General features: G+C 44.6%; 16 protein-coding genes. 7 read left to right on the forward strand and 9 right to left on the reverse strand.

All coding sequences use genetic code 11. The features are described from left to right. Position 1 precedes the first annotated feature (1 nt). Together L0992_18770 and L0992_18775 are read right to left on the reverse strand one after the other, a co-directional pair. Positions 2–1,006, reverse strand: a complete 1,005-nt coding sequence (locus L0992_18770; GenBank protein ID XGB70060.1) for a response regulator — start codon at positions 1,004–1,006, stop codon at positions 2–4. 326 nt (positions 1,007–1,332) lie between these two features. After that, a complete protein-coding gene (locus tag L0992_18775) occupies positions 1,333–1,578 on the reverse strand; it encodes a hypothetical protein (protein XGB70061.1) in 246 nt (81 codons plus the stop codon). A 241-nt stretch (positions 1,579–1,819) separates the two neighbouring features. On the opposite strand from L0992_18775, the gene L0992_18780 reads away from it, so the two are divergent. Further along, complete coding sequence (locus tag L0992_18780; GenBank protein XGB70062.1) at positions 1,820–2,257, forward strand: Spy/CpxP family protein refolding chaperone; 438 nt, start codon at positions 1,820–1,822, stop codon at positions 2,255–2,257. A gap of 393 nt (positions 2,258–2,650) precedes the next feature. On the opposite strand, the gene L0992_18785 is transcribed toward L0992_18780, so the two are convergent. Further along, complete coding sequence (locus tag L0992_18785) at positions 2,651–4,003, reverse strand: MATE family efflux transporter (protein XGB70063.1); 1,353 nt, start codon at positions 4,001–4,003, stop codon at positions 2,651–2,653. Between the two features lie 100 nt (positions 4,004–4,103). Here L0992_18785 and L0992_18790 point away from each other — a divergent pair, with 100 nt between their 5' ends. Further along, the gene (locus L0992_18790) at positions 4,104–5,078 is read left to right on the forward strand and encodes a LysR family transcriptional regulator (protein ID XGB70064.1); all 975 of its coding nucleotides are present in this window, start codon (positions 4,104–4,106) and stop codon (positions 5,076–5,078) included. Positions 5,079–5,183: 105 nt separating this feature from the next. On the opposite strand, the gene L0992_18795 is transcribed toward L0992_18790, so the two are convergent. Beyond that, the gene (locus tag L0992_18795) at positions 5,184–6,584 is read right to left on the reverse strand and encodes an alpha-amylase family protein (protein XGB70065.1); all 1,401 of its coding nucleotides are present in this window, start codon (positions 6,582–6,584) and stop codon (positions 5,184–5,186) included. 299 nt (positions 6,585–6,883) lie between these two features. Here L0992_18795 and L0992_18800 point away from each other — a divergent pair, with 299 nt between their 5' ends. Then, on the forward strand, positions 6,884–7,783 hold the full coding sequence (locus L0992_18800) for a DMT family transporter (protein ID XGB70066.1): 900 nt from the start codon (positions 6,884–6,886) through the stop codon (positions 7,781–7,783). 97 nt (positions 7,784–7,880) lie between these two features. On the opposite strand, the gene L0992_18805 is transcribed toward L0992_18800, so the two are convergent. Together L0992_18805 and L0992_18810 are read right to left on the reverse strand one after the other, a co-directional pair. Next, a complete protein-coding gene (locus L0992_18805; GenBank protein ID XGB70067.1) occupies positions 7,881–8,300 on the reverse strand; it encodes a VOC family protein in 420 nt (139 codons plus the stop codon). A 205-nt stretch (positions 8,301–8,505) separates the two neighbouring features. Then, a complete protein-coding gene (locus L0992_18810; protein ID XGB70068.1) occupies positions 8,506–9,399 on the reverse strand; it encodes a DMT family transporter in 894 nt (297 codons plus the stop codon). 299 nt (positions 9,400–9,698) lie between these two features. Between L0992_18810 and L0992_18815 the strand changes: the two genes are divergently transcribed. Beyond that, positions 9,699–10,319, forward strand: coding sequence for a heme-binding beta-barrel domain-containing protein (locus tag L0992_18815; protein XGB70069.1), 621 nt, complete (start codon positions 9,699–9,701; stop codon positions 10,317–10,319). 71 nt (positions 10,320–10,390) lie between these two features. Here L0992_18815 and L0992_18820 read toward each other — a convergent pair whose 3' ends face one another. After that, on the reverse strand, positions 10,391–11,332 hold the full coding sequence (locus L0992_18820) for a bile acid:sodium symporter (GenBank protein ID XGB70384.1): 942 nt from the start codon (positions 11,330–11,332) through the stop codon (positions 10,391–10,393). A gap of 381 nt (positions 11,333–11,713) precedes the next feature. Here L0992_18820 and L0992_18825 point away from each other — a divergent pair, with 381 nt between their 5' ends. Together L0992_18825 and L0992_18830 are read left to right on the forward strand one after the other, a co-directional pair. After that, entirely contained in the window at positions 11,714–11,980 is a 267-nt protein-coding gene (locus tag L0992_18825; GenBank protein XGB70070.1) for a DUF3081 domain-containing protein, read from the forward strand. A 44-nt stretch (positions 11,981–12,024) separates the two neighbouring features. Beyond that, complete coding sequence (locus tag L0992_18830) at positions 12,025–12,633, forward strand: CIA30 family protein (protein ID XGB70071.1); 609 nt, start codon at positions 12,025–12,027, stop codon at positions 12,631–12,633. A 130-nt stretch (positions 12,634–12,763) separates the two neighbouring features. Here L0992_18830 and L0992_18835 read toward each other — a convergent pair whose 3' ends face one another. After that, positions 12,764–13,789 (reverse strand): zinc-binding alcohol dehydrogenase family protein, encoded by a 1,026-nt coding sequence (locus tag L0992_18835; protein XGB70072.1) that lies wholly within the window; start codon positions 13,787–13,789, stop codon positions 12,764–12,766. Positions 13,790–13,969: 180 nt separating this feature from the next. Continuing rightward, positions 13,970–14,755 carry a glycine betaine ABC transporter substrate-binding protein gene (locus L0992_18840; GenBank protein ID XGB70073.1) on the reverse strand — a complete coding sequence of 262 codons (786 nt, stop codon included), beginning with the start codon at positions 14,753–14,755 and terminating at the stop codon, positions 13,970–13,972. A gap of 210 nt (positions 14,756–14,965) precedes the next feature. Between L0992_18840 and L0992_18845 the strand changes: the two genes are divergently transcribed. Next, positions 14,966–15,898: a LysR family transcriptional regulator gene (locus L0992_18845; protein XGB70074.1), complete on the forward strand. Its 933-nt coding sequence runs from the start codon at positions 14,966–14,968 to the stop codon at positions 15,896–15,898. Positions 15,899–15,997: the final 99 nt, after the last annotated feature.

The following is a 15,997-nucleotide window of genomic DNA, read 5'->3' on the forward strand; positions in this document are numbered from 1 at the left end:
ATTAAAACTCCTCCATTAGGTAGGCCAACTTGTTGTCTAGAAGAGGCAAAGATTCGTCAACGAACATAAACAGAAGGTCACAACGGATAGAAGTGCCATCAATGTTATAGCTAACTTCGAAGGTCATGGTCTTCTTAAACGAGCCACTGGTATTCTCAATCACAGAATCAATCGAGATGTGCTGCCCTAGTAGAACAGGAGAACTCTGGAAGAAACGAACCTCGGATTGCTCCCCTAAACCATTCAAGAATGAACCGACTAGGATATTCGATACATCCATCAGCAGTTCGAGTTCTTCAAGCTGTTCGCTTTCGGTTGGCACCTTCATGAGCTTCTTAAGATCGCTCACGCTGGAGTCACTCAATAATACTAATGCTTCACCTGCGATGCCTTCTCCGCTGAAGCCTTGGCAAACACCCGATACTTGGTCGTTGTCTGCGAGGTCACGAAGTGCCATGTGCAATTCACTCACTTCGAAGATGTTTACGTTCGGCAATGGTAAGTGCACAAATACATTAAAGTGGCGCGCCAATGCATCGGCTGCACGACCTATCGCAACGTTCGCGACTTCCATATAGATGTCACGTCGGCGAAGTATTGGGAGTTCTAAAGGCGAAGGCGTAATGAGTTGAGGCTGTTTTGGTGGCTCAACATGCTCACGTAAAATGGCTTTTAACGCTTCTTTATCGATCGGCTTTTGCAAAAACGCTTTGGCACCAAGGTCCATGACCTTCTGCTGCGCTTTTGGTTGGATATCACCAGAAACAACCACAACAGGCGTGGTGTCACCTAAACGTTGCATCTCTTCCAATGTGCCATAGCCATCTAATTCCGGCATGGTGAGGTCGAGGAACATCAGTTTGAACTGGTTTTGAGCTAACTCTTCAAGTGCATTAAGCCCATGAACAGCAAAAGTTATATCTGCATTTAGAGAACTAGGCAGTGATCGAGCCATCTGCTTCCTTGCTAACGCAGAATCATCACATATAAGAACTGGGAACGACATAAATGCACCACCGACAAATTAAAGCTAATTCGAACGAGTGTAACAGATCATTATGGTATCAGGTACGGGGTGAATGGATTTATGTGTAGATTATTAGTAAGAATGATGAAACAAGTGGGTAAGCTATTATCTCGCATTATTCTTTATGAAAAACAATATGCTACAAAGGCAATAGCAACTCAATATTATTGAGTATTAGCACTATTTTATTAAATGGTAGCCTTAATAAGTGAGTTTATTAAGGCTCGGTTTACTCATGCATTTTTCGCATCTATATATCCAACACGTGAGAGCTAATGCAAGATGTCAGAGCGAATACAAGATAGCTAGAACTGGTAGGTAGGCCATAGAATCAACAATGCGAAACGGATAATCACAGCAAAAACCAATAGCGCGATACCGAGTCGGTACCATTTGTATTCCGCAATATTCATTGGGATACGCTTGTAGAACATCGTAATCACGCCTTTCCAATCGCTACTGCGTCTTCCGTACTGCATCATGCTCGTCAAAACAAACAGTGCGCCAAGCACTAGCATCCCTTTTTCAGCCCAGAACAATCCAACTTCCATTTGTGTAATCCTTGATAAAACGGTGAGCAACTCAAATCATTCTAGTCACCTTTGTTCGATGTTTCTGTAAGACCAAGGTCTAACCTGCTTCCCTGTCTATCTTCTTATTCTTTGTTTATCCCGTTGTAGAGCTAGCCGCGAGGTATGAGGCGTGAAGTAAGCTTAGTTAACTGAACAGCGTGTTCATATCGAGTTCAGCTTGCTTACCTATACTCTTATTTCCACTAACAGGAGAAACTCAATGAAATCACTGAAAAAGTCGCTTTGTGTATTAACTGCTTCAGCTTTACTCGTTACTGCTCCGTTTGTGAGTGCGTCATCACCACAACAACCGCCACAGCCAGCCCTCAGCCCACTGCAAATGGTTATTGCTTCTTTGAATCTAACTGAAGAACAACAAGCGGAAGTGTTCACTCTTGTGCAAGACTATCAATCCGATAGAACTGAAATCGATATGGATAGTGCGATAGAACTTAAGAAAAAGCAGATCGCCTTAGTGACTCAGCCTGAGTTCGATGAAGCTGAGATGGAAAAGGTCATCGACACAGTTCAAGCCACTGAGAAGTCGATGGTGATGCAAGAAATGCGTCTTAAGAACAACATCTATAACGTATTAACTGAAAAACAGAAAGAGCAATTTAAGACGATGATGAAGTCAGCGCTCTCTGGTGGAAAATAGTTTGGTAGAGAGTCGTCTGATAGAAACTAGCTGCCCCTAATCCTGATATTGATTCACTCCCCCAAGAATCTATTAGGGCGTGTTGATCTTTCGAGCTGATTTTTGCAGCGAGTTGCTGGGTATTTATACAAGGCAGAGGCTTTGATGTGTAGCTAGCCTACATGAGAAGCCGATAACGCAGTAGAAATGACCAGCAAACGCTGCCCAGAGGGTTCGGCTAAAAGCGTTTTACTCTTTGTTGAGGGAGATTTGCTTAGAATGACTAGGCTACTTCTCCCTCGCCGCGATTAAAACGCTTTTATCTCGAACAAAATTTAACCACGAAAGATCAACACGCCCTAGATAAACAAAAGCCACAGACATTGCTGTGGCTTTTTTGCGTTTTAATCAAGCTTAAGAGTAAGCTGAACAATCTAAGTCTGGTGTCTTGCTGCTCTTGTTTAGCACGACCATCAAATGGATAAGCAACAGAATCCCTGTCACACCTAGACCAACTCCGATCCCCCCCCAAATCCCTGCAAGCTCGAACTTTGGCATCAAGTACCAAGCAGCAGGCAGGCCAAACATCCAGTAACCAATGGCTGTCATCACCGTTGGCATAGAGACAATCTTCATGCCTCTTAGCAGGTTAATCGCCAGTAGTTGCCAGGCATCAACAATAAAGCACAGAGCGACGACCCAGATCACTGAAGCCAATAGCGATGTCATTGCGCCAGTGCCGTCGTCTAGCTTGAAGATAGAAGCGATCATTTCAGGCCATAGGATGAATACAGCAGACAAGGCAACACTCAACACCGACACCAATATAAAGCTTTGAATCGAGGTTCTTTTGATGCCTTCGTAGTTGCCTGCGCCATAATCACGGCCAACCAAAATTGCGGCAGCTTGCGAGAAACCGAAGTTGAAATTCCATGTAAAACTTAGGCATTGCAGCAAGATTTGGTGCAGCGCCAGAGAGGCAATACTGATCGTCCCTGCCATCAGAGTGCCACCATAAATCAAACCGTGCTCAAGTAACGCCGCCAAGCCGATAGGTAGCCCCATCAACAACAACGGACTCATCAGCTTAATGGAGTACTCTTCGGTATTGAGCCAAGGGGCGAACTGTTTGAATTCGTCACGCTTGAACACCCAAACCGTGTATCCAACCATCACGATAAATGCCGCGATAGCCGTACCTAAACCTAAGCCTGTTAACCCCATATCTAACTGGAACGTGAGGAAGTAGCTCACTGGTACATTCAAAATCACTGTGATAATCGACATCACCAGAATAGAACGCACATTACCAAATGCACTGGTTAAGCCACGCAGCACCAATAAGATAAGCGAAGGCAACATCACCCATTTTAGAGCGTGTACATATTCCATCGCTAAGGTGATCACTTCTTGAGGTTGTTTAGCTGCTTCCAATACAAGTGGCGCAAACCAGAAACTCGCCATTAAGGTCACGCTGAGCACGAACGCCAGCATGGTTGCACCTTTCACGGCCAATCTAATTTGTGTATTACCGAACTCTGGGCGTGCGACACGCTGACCATAAGCAATAGCGATTAAGTTTGCGACACAACCGACAGTGCTGCTCGCAATAATAAAGATGAAGAAGTAAATAGAGGCACCTAAGCCACCAGCCGCAAGGGCTGACACGCTGATTCGCGACATCATCCAAACATCAGTAAGGACTAAAGCCATGGATATCAGCTGTGAAATGATCAAAGGGAATGCAAGAGTAAGTATTTTTTTCATGAGCGCCTCAGTTAATTTCGCCCAAATTACGATCGATAGGGCTGGCGTTCAATTGATAAATTTGCGACTCTAACATTCTAAAAACTCATGCGAACGAATTATGACCCCATATCCTAGCTTGCCATCCTCCCATAATGGCTTAAAAGCCTTCGAAGCGGCTGCAAGGCTGATGAGCTTTACGTTGGCTGCCGATGAGCTGAACGTGACACAGAGTGCGATCAGCCGTCAGATCAAACAGCTTGAAGATGAGCTGAACGCATCTTTGATCATTCGTAAGCATCGAGCGATTGAATTAACGGTACAAGGTCATGATTTGTATGTCGCTTTGCGTGAAAGCTACGGCAATATCGAATCGGTTATCGCCTCTTGGAGTGAGCCGAAACAGAAACGCATAGTGATCAAAGCAACCCTGAGTTTCGCTACGCGCGTGTTGATCTCTAAGGTTCGTGAATTAAACGAGCGTTACCCAGATTACGAGATCGTGATCGTTCCTGTAATCGAAGAAGATGAAGCAATCAACAGCAGCGAATACGACTTGTTGATCTTCCACACTCGATTCAAAAAACGCTATGACAATGCTCCTGACATCACTTTCTTGCGTGAAGAGTTTATGGCTCCTGTCTGCTCCACGAGCTTAACGAATGCTGCTGGTTTGACTAAAAAAGATACCGACCTCGATTCGATCTTAACTATGCCACGGCTGCACCCGACCTTAGATCACCATGACTGGAAGGTATGGCTAGCTGATGTCGAATCGCCACCGAAAAAGCCCGTCAGAAACACCAGCTTCTTGTCTTTAGATATGGCGCTCAGTGCGTGCTTATCTGGTGAAGGCGTCACGGTGACAGATCTGCTTTTGGTTTTGCAGGATCTGCAACGTGGTTTCTTGTATTGCCCAGAGAATGCCAAGATCCAGAACAGTGCTTGGACCTATTTCATCCACCAGCGCACTCACTCGCCTGTGATCAGTGGTTTGATTGATTGGCTTAAAATAGAGACAGCGAAAGAGATCGAATTGTTGAAAGCGCTATCCCAGCAAAATCATTGGTCTGGTGTTATTGAAGACCAGCACTAAACACAAGCTTACGCCAAATGAAGAAGCCGCAACATGTGCTGCGGCTTATATTAATGAAGTCATCGTTCTTCGTTTAATTGGCTAAGTGGCTTAACTCGACAGTAATTACAGCTTAAACATGCGCGCGCTGCGTGGTGGTAAGTTGAAAGTGTGATAACGAGAAGAAACCGTTTCTGTCGCGCTGCTTAACACGTCTTTGTATTGAACATGCCAATTAAACTCATGTTGGTAGGTATCAACCGTCACGCCACGCGTTTCGCCACACTTGTTAATACCCACTACACCTTCTTTGCCACGCTTGAACAACAAAGTGCACTGATCGCTCGAAATCATCGTCATTGTTTTGCCTTGCATCGCGTTATGGAAACTCAACATGTTTTTCATTGTCGAACTGTTCCAGACATTGCCCCAACGCCCGTTATCCTTATCTTCAGAATCAGGAAGATCATCACTGTAGATCAGCGGCGTACCACCGTCTTTACCAAGGATATACGCGTAAGCAAGCTGCTCATCTTGTGGATCCATGATCTGATAACGGAAGCCGTCATTGGTTGGGATATCGTGCGTGATGGTAAAGGTAATTGCTCGGCTATCATCCAATGCTTGGCCGTAGGCTTGTGGGTCATGCAGTTGGTTTAAACCACCTCCCATAGAGAACGCCGATCGAATCGAAGCAAATAGGGGGAAGTCGTACGCAGAGTGATTAGTGTTATTCAAATAAGGCGCTAAGAACGACTCATAGCCACTGTTCCCTACCCCGCCACTGGTGATCACTTCACCAAACACATGCATGTTCGCAGTGATCTCAGGCGTAAATACTTGATCAATTTGGTACTGGCTCATGTGTTTCACCGCATCAATACGGAAACCTTTGATACCCATGTCTTTTAGCGCTTTTAGATATAAGCGTTGCTGTGACACTACCCAGTTATTTGGGTCTAGATCAGGCAAACCTACATCGCCGTCGGCACCACACAAACGCCAATATTGAACATGACCCGGATCGTTCCAGTCAGTAATACAGCCTGCGGCATGGAAATCGTTAGCCGAGACAAAACCTTGCGCTAAGTTGCCAAACAAAGTCTGGTCGGCATAGTAGCTTGAACGGCTGGCATAGTCATTTAGCACTTCTGTGCCCGGGTAATCCAAGTCACTTCGCTTCCAGCTTTCATTCGCCATGTGGTTGAGTACAACATCCGCGTAAACATCAACACCCACACCTTTGAGTGCGCTGATCATTGCGACTAAATCTTGTTTGTTCCCCAACGGAGAATCAATGGTACGCAGATCTTGTGGCTGGTAACGCGCCCACCATTGGCTGCCGCTGGATTTCATTGCCGGAGCAACCAACACTTTCTTATAGCCCGCTTCGGCTATTTGGTTGGCATTGGCTGTCACGTCTGAATACTTCCAGTTGAAAGCATGCAAAATGGTGTCAGCGTAAGTAGCTGAACTAAAAGAGCAAAGCGCGAGCGTGGATATGAGTAGGGTATTTATTGGTTTCATAGAACATATCTCTCATTATAAATTCACAAGAATGATATGAGCGATAAAGACAATTAAAACGACCGATAAATCAGAGTTGAATTAGCGTCACCTTCTGTTGATGTTGATTTTATAAAATTGAGCTATAGCCGATATTATGTGGAGAAAATGTGATGTGCGTTTTGCGGTGTTGTTCTCGTATACGTAAAGAGTGGAAATGAGAATTAATTGAATCAAGTTGACGAGAACAGGACAAAGACTTTGGTCGCCTCTCTTAAACTAAGCTATCATTCCTTCTCCCTCAACCGATTGATATTTTTATGCCTTCTTTCTCTTTTTCAATGATCCCTGTTGGGGTTCGATTCATGATCCTTTCTGCTTTTGGATTCGCACTGATGTCAGCTTGTGTGAAATACATCAGCAACTACGGCATACCTGTATTTGAAATTGTTGCGGCAAGGGCGTTGGTGTCATTGATCATCAGCTACATCGACGTAAAACGAAAAGGCATTTCTATCTGGGGTAATAACAAACCTCTATTGTTCGTTCGAGGCGCAGTCGGCACCGCTGCACTGATGTGTGTTTACTACGCTGTGACCACACTACCGTTAGCAGAGGCGACCATTCTACAATACGTACATCCCGTATTTACCGCATTGCTCGGTGTGTTGTTCCTAAAAGAGCGCGTCCAAAAGTCGACCATGATCTGCATTGCATTCTGCCTTGCGGGACTATTAGTAATGGTACAACCAAGTATGAACAGCGGCGCGAGCAGCGAACTGCCGTTATTCAGCATTATGGTGGCGTTATGTGGCGCGTTTGGTAGCTCAATCGCTTATGTGATTGTGAGAAAGCTGAGCCAAACGGAAGACAGCTCTGTCATCATCTTCTACTTCCCACTGGTTGCCCTACCGATCTCAACAGCTCTTATCTGGAACGACTTTGTGTGGCCAAGCCTTTTCCTAACCGTGATGCTCGTGCTCGTCGGTATTTTCACGCAAATCGGCCAATACGGTTTGACCAAGGCAATGCAGACCCAAGCAGCGGGCAAAGCTTCGGCTTACTCTTACGTTCAGATTGTCTTCTCAGCACTATTAGGCGTGTGGATCTTTAATGAGATTCCGTCAGTTTGGACTTATCTAGGTGGCGGCCTGATTGTCACGGGCGCACTCATTAACGTGTTTGGTAAACAGTTATTGGTGCCGTTCAAGGCTAAATAAGTAACCCACTCAATATCAGCTAATAAATAGAATCTAAAAAGGGCATTACGGAATATTCCACAATGCCCTTTTTGTTACTTTCTACCCAGAGACACTATTAGCTTGTAGCATTACGCAGCTTGGGGTCATCACTTAGGTATTCAACAAACTCTATTTCAAAGCCTGCCGGATCTACAAAGTAGACATTTTTGCGGTAAGGTTCTTCTGCGCCGGGCTTAGCAATCGGGAAGCCCGCATCGATAAGACGTTGGGTAACGCTTTCGATATTATTGGTCACATAAGCAAAGTGTGCGAGACCAACCGAATGCCCTGCCAAATCTCTATTTTCGCCCTCTCCGTGATCACTCAAGGCAATGTATTGATACTCGTCGCCAAAATGCAGCCAGTTACGTGGCTTACCTGACCATTCGCCTTTTCCTTCATCACGAACGTACCAGTGTGGAAACGCCGCTTTGTAGAAAGTCAGCATTTCTGGGATGTCCTTAACGACTAAATTCACATGTTCAAGTTGGATCATTCTTCTCTCCTTAAAGTATTCTCGTAAGCAACGTTGCATATCCTAATACCTCAAGTTAAGTTGAGGTAAAGCACTAATTTGCATTTATTTCGAGAACGTTCTTAGAGCCCAAATTATCGTATTTGGAAGCGATACAAACCTTAAGTTTAGACGACCTTCCCTGGTGTCGTTTATTTAGAATCTAGAATAGTTGAGAGACAAGCCGCTATGGTTTAGGCGGAGTAACCTCAACTTCTAAAGCGGCTCGGTACCTCCACTTGAAAGCCTTCTTCCATTTAATCGGCATCATTGGAATAACGATGAGACTAATACCCACCAGCGTCAGAATATCTGGAATCTCATCGAACCACATAACCCCAAACAGTGTCACAAACACCAACCCGGAATACTCTGCGAGCGCAATTTGGTTAGCCGGTGCTTTTTTGTAAGCCACCACCACAAGCGCATGGTATCCAAGTACGAACAAATTTATTGCCATAATCCAGCCCACATGACGCCATTCGATCACAGACCAAGTTGGCAGTGCGAATATCAGCGCGAGTGGCAGAGTCATAATGCTGGTCCAGAACAGAGTGGAGATGATGTGTTGCTCTGCGTTCAGGCGTTTGATCAAGATATTACCCACGCCCATCGCAAGCGCACTGCCTAACCCAGCAATCGCCGCCCAATGGAATTGCTCAGGACGTAATACGATCAACACGCCCACAAAACCTATCAAGGTCGCGATCACTTTTGAAGATGTCGGCTTTTCTTTTAACAGCACTATCGACAAAGGCAGCATAAGGATTGGCCCAACATAGAACATCGCGTTTGCTGTCGCCAAAGTAAGGTGTGTAATGGCGATCATCGCGCAGCCACTCCCCACCAAGATAAATTGAGCCCTTAAGAAGTTGATTCGGCAACCGCCTTGCATACGCGTCTCTCTCGGTAACTTTAACCAAAATGGAAGCAACAAGATCACGCTCAATAGCTGACGGATAAACACATACTGGAACGTAGGGACTTCGCCATTCAGTATCTTCAACGATACATCTGAAAAGGACGCAAGTAGGTTTGCGAACACCAAAAGCAAAATGGCGTGGTTAACAGCTTTATTCATACAGAAGGAAGATTACACATTTGTCATACAATTATGGGCGCACATCATACATGAGAATTTGAAATGTGTAATAGCAAAATTACTAAGGCTCAGATTAATGCAATTTTGAATTAAACCTCGATGAACAAATTACGGATCTCCGCTCAATATTTAATCACGTTAATATTCTCTTATTGACTGATACATCAAGTTACAAATCGCTTTCATATTAACCAAGAACACTGATCTGGGTTAATAAACTGGTTTCACAATAACCTTACTGTTAATAAGGTCAGATAATTACAAAAAAGGAAGTTACAGTGAAAAAATTATTAGCACTTAGTATTGCAGCAGTAATCTCGGTTCCAGCAGTAGCCGACCACAATACAATCAACGGAATGGATTTCGGTCCATTGGCAAAGCTAGTCGGCACATGGAAATCAGTCGAAACTGGCGGCGTTGATGTATCCCCAGGTCAAGAAGGCACCGAAGTGGGTGCGGGTGGCCCTGCGGTCACACCGTTTTATGAAGTGATGACGTTCGAGGTTGCCGCAGACGCAACCAATGCCAGCGACCAATACCTTGTTGCTCTGTACTACAAACAGGAAGTATTCAGAAAGGCCGACGATTCTAAATTCCACGATCAACGTGGCTACTTCATCTACGACCAAGAAAATCAGGTCGTGTACAACTCTTACTGTGTGCCACGCACCACATGTGTCACCGCGGAAGGCCCTGCTGGTGACACAATGACGCTAGTCGCGTCTAAGCGTGGTATCGCTGAGTCTGAATACATGACAGACAACGCAACCACTACGGGCTTCACAATGAACATCAGTATTTCAGACGACACGCTGACTTACTCTCAAACAACGGGCTTAGAGATCTACGACAACGCTTTTTCTCATACCGATTCAAGTACGCTAATTAAAGTGAAGTAGATTCAAATACAAACGCCTTTCACAGCGAAGTGAAAGGCGTTTTTCTGTTGTACTTGTAACAACAAACAAGTTTAACTCGATTGTGTATCAACCATGGCGTAACGGTTGGCTAGCACCGCACAGTAAAAGATCTGAATCGGGTGATAAAGCATGATTGGCAGTAATATCATCCCTAGATTAGGGTTGTGAGCAAAGATTACCTTAGCCATAGGAATACCAGCCGCTAAGGTCTTCTTGGTACCGCAGAACACAGCCGCCACTTCATCTTGATGATTGAATCCAACCTTACGGGCACTCCATTGAATGCCGTGTACCATCACCATCAATACCACTAAACAAATCACCGCTGACACCAACAACAGCATTGGTGAAAAGTCACTCCAAATACCATGCTCAGTGGAATCACAGAAAGCACTGTAAACAATCAGCAGTATCACGTATTTATCTAATTTGTTGACCACTGACTTGTGTTTCTGAGTCCATTCAAAAAGCAATGGACGCATCAACTGGCCAACGATCATTGGCAGCAATAACATTTTAGATATCGAGATCACCGACTCCATCAAGTTTAGCTCTGCACCTTCCAATCCCATAAAGAGCTGAATCAGAAGAGGCGTAATGAACACGCCTAAAATACTAGAAAGTGATGCATTGAATATCGCACCCGGTAGGTTTCCTTTGCCGATCACCGTCATCGCGACCGAAGACGAAATGGTACTCGGCAAAACGAAGAGGTAACAGAAACCAAAGGCCAGAGCTGCAGGCATATAAGCGACAAAGCCTTGCCCGAATATCACCCAAAGCAGCGGGTAAACTAAGAAGGTCGCGCTTTGTACAAAAACATGCAGCTTCCAATTCGAAAGCCCCTCAAGAATGGCTTTGGGAGACAAACCCAAACCGTGTAAGAAAAACACCAGTGCGATGCCAAGAACAGTCACCGTATCGAGATGAAGTACCCCACCCGATTTTCCCCAATCTGGCGTAAAAACAGCAACGACCATAGCCACCACCATCCCTACCAGAAACCATTCCTTTTTCAGTTTTTCTATCATGTTGACACGCACTTTCTGTAGATTCCATTTCAGCCAATAACCCGGCTCCGATGCTATTTATCCTATCGACTCTAATCTCAATTAACCACCATAAACGCAAATTAGGCTCGTCTTTATCTTGAGGGTTAATATCGTTATTCGAGTTTGTTACGTCCGTTTTGTTCAGGATTGATCGGATGTATGGAATGACGATGAAAATATTACAAAACAGCGGTTTATCGCGAAGATAAGTCCCTTTCAGTGATCGGGGCACAGAGGTAAGCCGTAAGGATATGAAAGACGTAGTTAGTCTAAACACCAAAGAGCAGCCTATTCTCAAAGATGGCGCAGCGGGAGCAACACATGGAAAACAGAATCACCATTATTGAGTTTCTCAGAGTGTTTGAGTTTATTCGCTCTTCCGGTGAGCAACGGGACAATAAATATCAGGTTGGCGAAATGACGGCTTGGCATGATTACGATGGTTACACCTGTTGGCTAAGCTATAAAGACGTCACTGTGACGTTGATGTTCCATGGCTCGTTGAAAATTGAGTACGACAACGCTGCAAACTATTCTGAATTCATCGAGCATTGTTTAGGTATGCTCGCCACTGAACCTTCTCCATAAAACGCGAACAGACTCATCACTACTAACGGTTATCGGAGAACATCATGAACGAATCTGCTTTTAAGGCATCTTCATTACATATGCGAACAGCTCCTTTATGGCTGATGCTCAGCCTTTCTTTTGTATGGTCTAAAGCGTCAACAGCAGGAACAGAGATGATTGATTTCACACAAGCGAACGAACATAAGAATTGGACAGCGACCAACGACAACGTAATGGGTGGGGTCTCAACAGGTAGGCTTATTTATGACGGTGGTATGAGTCAGTTTAAAGGCGAGTTGTCGTTAGAGAATAATGGTGGCTTTAGCTCAATCAACCGCTCTGTTGAATCACTAAGCTCTAAAGTAGACAACGTAGAACTGACGTTTGTAGGTGATGGTCGTACTTACCAGTTAAGGTTCACCACATGGAAAGACGGTTATCGAACCAACTACAAACACAACTTTGAGACCATCAAAGGCGAGCAAATTAAGAAAGCCTTCCAACTAACGGACTTTCAAGCCGTGTTCAGAGGTCGATTACTCAGCGGAGTACCAGAACTCAAAGCCCAAGACATCAAGCAGATAGGCTTTTTGATTGCAGATAAACAACCCCTGCCCTTCGAGTTAAATCTCCTTCAGATTCAATTCAAAACGCTTCAAGAAACTGAGTAAAGCTTTGGTGGAATAAACACGAACAAAAGCCCCTGATATCTTACCGATTCGCGATAGATATCAGGGGCTTTCTATTCAAGCGTTCAAAAGATAAACGCTTCAAACCGTCAATACTTTAAAGCATCAGTACTTAGTATTTGATGGCTGTTTTACCAATCGACGCGCTGCTTTCAATACGTTGATGCGCATCTTTCAGTGTCTCAACACTAAAGCCATTTAATGTGGTGGTAAGTGTCGACTTAATACGGCCAGCATCAATCAGGTTCGCTGCTTGGAACAGGATATCTTGTTGTTTCTGAATATCGTCTGTGTTGAACAGTGAACGTGTGAACATCAGCTCCCACACAAAACCTGCAGACTTACCTTGAAGCGCCGACAGATCAATTCCGCCATCGAACTCAACAATAGAACTGATCATACCTTGTGGCGCAATAAGCTCGACCATCGATTCCCAGTGCCCTTTGGTATCAGCGACATTGAAGATGTAGTCGACATGCTGAATGCCTTGTTCGCGCACAGACTCAACCAAGTTACGGTGATTCACCACATGGTCGGCTCCCATATCCCTTACCCACTGTTCAGTTTCAGGTCTTGAAGCCGTCGCTATCACAGTCAGGTTCGTCAGTTGGCTCGCCAATTGAATCGTGATTGAACCGACACCACCAGCACCACCAATGATCAGAATCGATTTTTTCTCTTCTGGACGCACACGTAGGCGATCAAACAACGCTTCCCACGCAGTAAGTGTTGCCAGCGGCATAACTGCAGCAGCTTCATCAGAAAGGCTCTTTGGTGCTTTCGCCGTAATACGGTAGTCAACGGCTTGGTATTCTGCATTAGCACCCATACGAGTTACGTCACCTGCATAGTAGACACGGTCGCCTAGTTCAAAGCCTTCAACGTCTGTACCTTTACCGACAACTTCACCAACCGCGTCATAACCAAGGACTTTTGGTTGTTCAAGTGTTTTATCTTGAGCACTGCGAATTCTAATTTTAGCGTCTGCTGGGTTGATAGACGTCGCGCTCACTTTTACAAGCAGATCATGTTCTTTTAGTTCTGGAAGGTTTGTTTCAAACTCAACTAAGCTGTCTTGCTCTGCAATCGCAAGTGACTGAGTAAATCCGATAGCTTTCATTTTCGATGGTACTGACATTGTGCTTTCTCCTTGAATTAGACAAGTTAATCTTAGTTGACTCTCAATTTAGATAAACCGCCTAATGTTTGAATCATATTCAATTATTTTTTGATAATCGTGTTGCCACTGATTGAGCAACACGAACAAGTAACTTTGTTAGCTGCTGCATAGAGACATAGAGACATAGAGACATAGAGGTTAAATTACACCTTGCTCAATCAACCAATCACTCGTTACTTCGTCTTGCGGCTTACCTTCACGGCAAACTTTATAATCGAGCTCTGCGATAATATCGTTCGAGAATCGCAGTGAATCTAACGTCTTGATCTGCTGTTCACTAAACAAGTGCTTCTTGTCGTCTCTTAAAAGAAGTACTGCTCTATCCACAATACCGAGTAAGCCTTTTGGCTCTTTGAGCTCTCGAATGTCATAGCGATAGTGCAAGAATTGAGGTTTCCAAAGCGGTACAACAACCCATTCTTTGTTCGCTACGGCGCTTTCAAAGGCACTAAAACAATCGTCTTCACTACCAGGAAAAAACTCGTAACCCACATCGCTCAGGCCATACTCTTTTATCATCTGAATAGAGAAGCGTGTGATACCTGCACCGGGGTTGATACCCTGAATGGTAGAGTTCATTTTCTCGATAACTTCAGGTTTTAATAGATCAGCGACCTCAGAAACGGCTTCTTCAGGAACATAATCAGGCACGCCCCACAAAGCATAAGGTTCATAGTGAAGGCCAAGCTCGATAAGTGGCTCAACTTCCTCAACGCCCGCTTTATAGATACCGTGGCTTGATGGCAACCAAGCCGAAGAGAGCATGTCGACTTCACCCGCTTTGAGCTTTTCAAAATTTTCTTGATGAGGAGAAAAGACACGCTCGACCTCGAAGCCCATTGCGGTTAATACATTGGAAACCAATGATGCAGTGGTGCGGTGAAATGACAAATCTGTTACGCCAATTGTGATTTTCTTAGTCATATTGTTATCCCCTTTTGTTTGGCTTGATAGAGATAGTACATGGCTAAAAATCAGCGAAAAACAGCCTAACATTTGAATAATTCTCAAATTATTTTTGTTAATCTAGCGTATAAAGCTAGCTTAAAAGAGATGAATTAGGATCAACCCGCTTTGTGATTAGAAAATATTTCAATACAATGTTTAGAACATTATCAAACACAGGTAGATAATATGCTTCTTGAAGACTTGCAGGTCATTTTAAAAGTAGCGGAGTTTCGCAGCATCACCGCAGCAGCCATCAACCTAGACATGCGCACCGCAACTGCGAGTGCTGCCGTCAAACGTGTTGAAGGCGCACTGGGTGCTGAACTGTTTGTAAGAACCACTCGTCATTTACGGCTTTCCTCTGCAGGCGAGCGCTATTTACCTGAGTGTGAGCAAGCCTTGAAGATGTTAGAGCAAGCCAAACTCAACATGCGTGAAGAGCTTGGTATCTTGGATGGAGAAATCCGCATCGCGCTTTCTTCGGATTTAGGACGTAACCTCATTACTCCTTGGCTTGATGAATTTCTGCTTGAATACCCAAAGGCAACACTTCGCACCAGCATCAGTGACAGCAACATCGATTTTTACCGTGATTCTGTAGACATGGCTTTGCGTTATGGTTCTCCGAATGATGCCAACATGTACGGCTTTAAGATCTGCAATGTGCCAAGAATATTGTGTGCAGCGCCTGAATACTTGGCCGAGATGGGAACACCAAACCAGCCAAGCGACCTAGCTGATCACAATGGTCTGCTGTATCAGCTGCATGATATGTTGCAAGATGAATGGGTGTTTAATGATGGCAAGCAAGATCATAAAGTGAAGCTAAAAGGGAATCGCGCCTCGAATGATGCAGACCTTGTTAGGCGCTGGTGTGTTGCTGGGAAAGGCGTGGCAATAAAGTCTTGTTTAGATATGTCGAGTCATCTGCTTGCCGGCGAAGTGGTTGAAATCATGCCTAACTATGAGCCGACACCGACAGAGCTTTGGTTAGTGTGCCCAAGCCGTCAATCCATCACTCCGACCGTTCGCCTATTAAGAGATCTGTTCCGCGAGAAAACCGCAGAGATCCTTTCTCAACTGAGCGAGCAAGGCATTATAGAAATTCAAAAGTCTTAACGACCTAAAGATAAAAAAGGCGTTAGTGAACTTTAATCCACTAACGCCTTTAATCATTTGAAAATTACACCCTATTGATGGATGTATCGTCTAATACGA

This window comes from Vibrio pomeroyi, assembly GCA_041879425.1.
Classification (GTDB): Bacteria; Pseudomonadota; Gammaproteobacteria; order Enterobacterales; family Vibrionaceae; genus Vibrio; species Vibrio pomeroyi_A.

Coding starts and splice junctions, on each gene's coding strand:
- L0992_18770 (XGB70060.1), bottom strand. CDS start 1,006: ATGTCGTTCCCAGTTCTTATATGTGATGATTCTGCGTTAGCAAGGAAG.
- L0992_18775 (XGB70061.1), bottom strand. CDS start 1,578: ATGGAAGTTGGATTGTTCTGGGCTGAAAAAGGGATGCTAGTGCTTGGC.
- L0992_18780 (XGB70062.1), top strand. CDS start 1,820: ATGAAATCACTGAAAAAGTCGCTTTGTGTATTAACTGCTTCAGCTTTA.
- L0992_18785 (XGB70063.1), bottom strand. CDS start 4,003: ATGAAAAAAATACTTACTCTTGCATTCCCTTTGATCATTTCACAGCTG.
- L0992_18790 (XGB70064.1), top strand. CDS start 4,104: ATGACCCCATATCCTAGCTTGCCATCCTCCCATAATGGCTTAAAAGCC.
- L0992_18795 (XGB70065.1), bottom strand. CDS start 6,584: ATGAAACCAATAAATACCCTACTCATATCCACGCTCGCGCTTTGCTCT.
- L0992_18800 (XGB70066.1), top strand. CDS start 6,884: ATGCCTTCTTTCTCTTTTTCAATGATCCCTGTTGGGGTTCGATTCATG.
- L0992_18805 (XGB70067.1), bottom strand. CDS start 8,300: ATGATCCAACTTGAACATGTGAATTTAGTCGTTAAGGACATCCCAGAA.
- L0992_18810 (XGB70068.1), bottom strand. CDS start 9,399: ATGAATAAAGCTGTTAACCACGCCATTTTGCTTTTGGTGTTCGCAAAC.
- L0992_18820 (XGB70384.1), bottom strand. CDS start 11,332: ATGGTGGTGGCTATGGTCGTTGCTGTTTTTACGCCAGATTGGGGAAAA.
- L0992_18825 (XGB70070.1), top strand. CDS start 11,714: ATGGAAAACAGAATCACCATTATTGAGTTTCTCAGAGTGTTTGAGTTT.
- L0992_18830 (XGB70071.1), top strand. CDS start 12,025: ATGAACGAATCTGCTTTTAAGGCATCTTCATTACATATGCGAACAGCT.
- L0992_18835 (XGB70072.1), bottom strand. CDS start 13,789: ATGTCAGTACCATCGAAAATGAAAGCTATCGGATTTACTCAGTCACTT.
- L0992_18840 (XGB70073.1), bottom strand. CDS start 14,755: ATGACTAAGAAAATCACAATTGGCGTAACAGATTTGTCATTTCACCGC.
- L0992_18845 (XGB70074.1), top strand. CDS start 14,966: ATGCTTCTTGAAGACTTGCAGGTCATTTTAAAAGTAGCGGAGTTTCGC.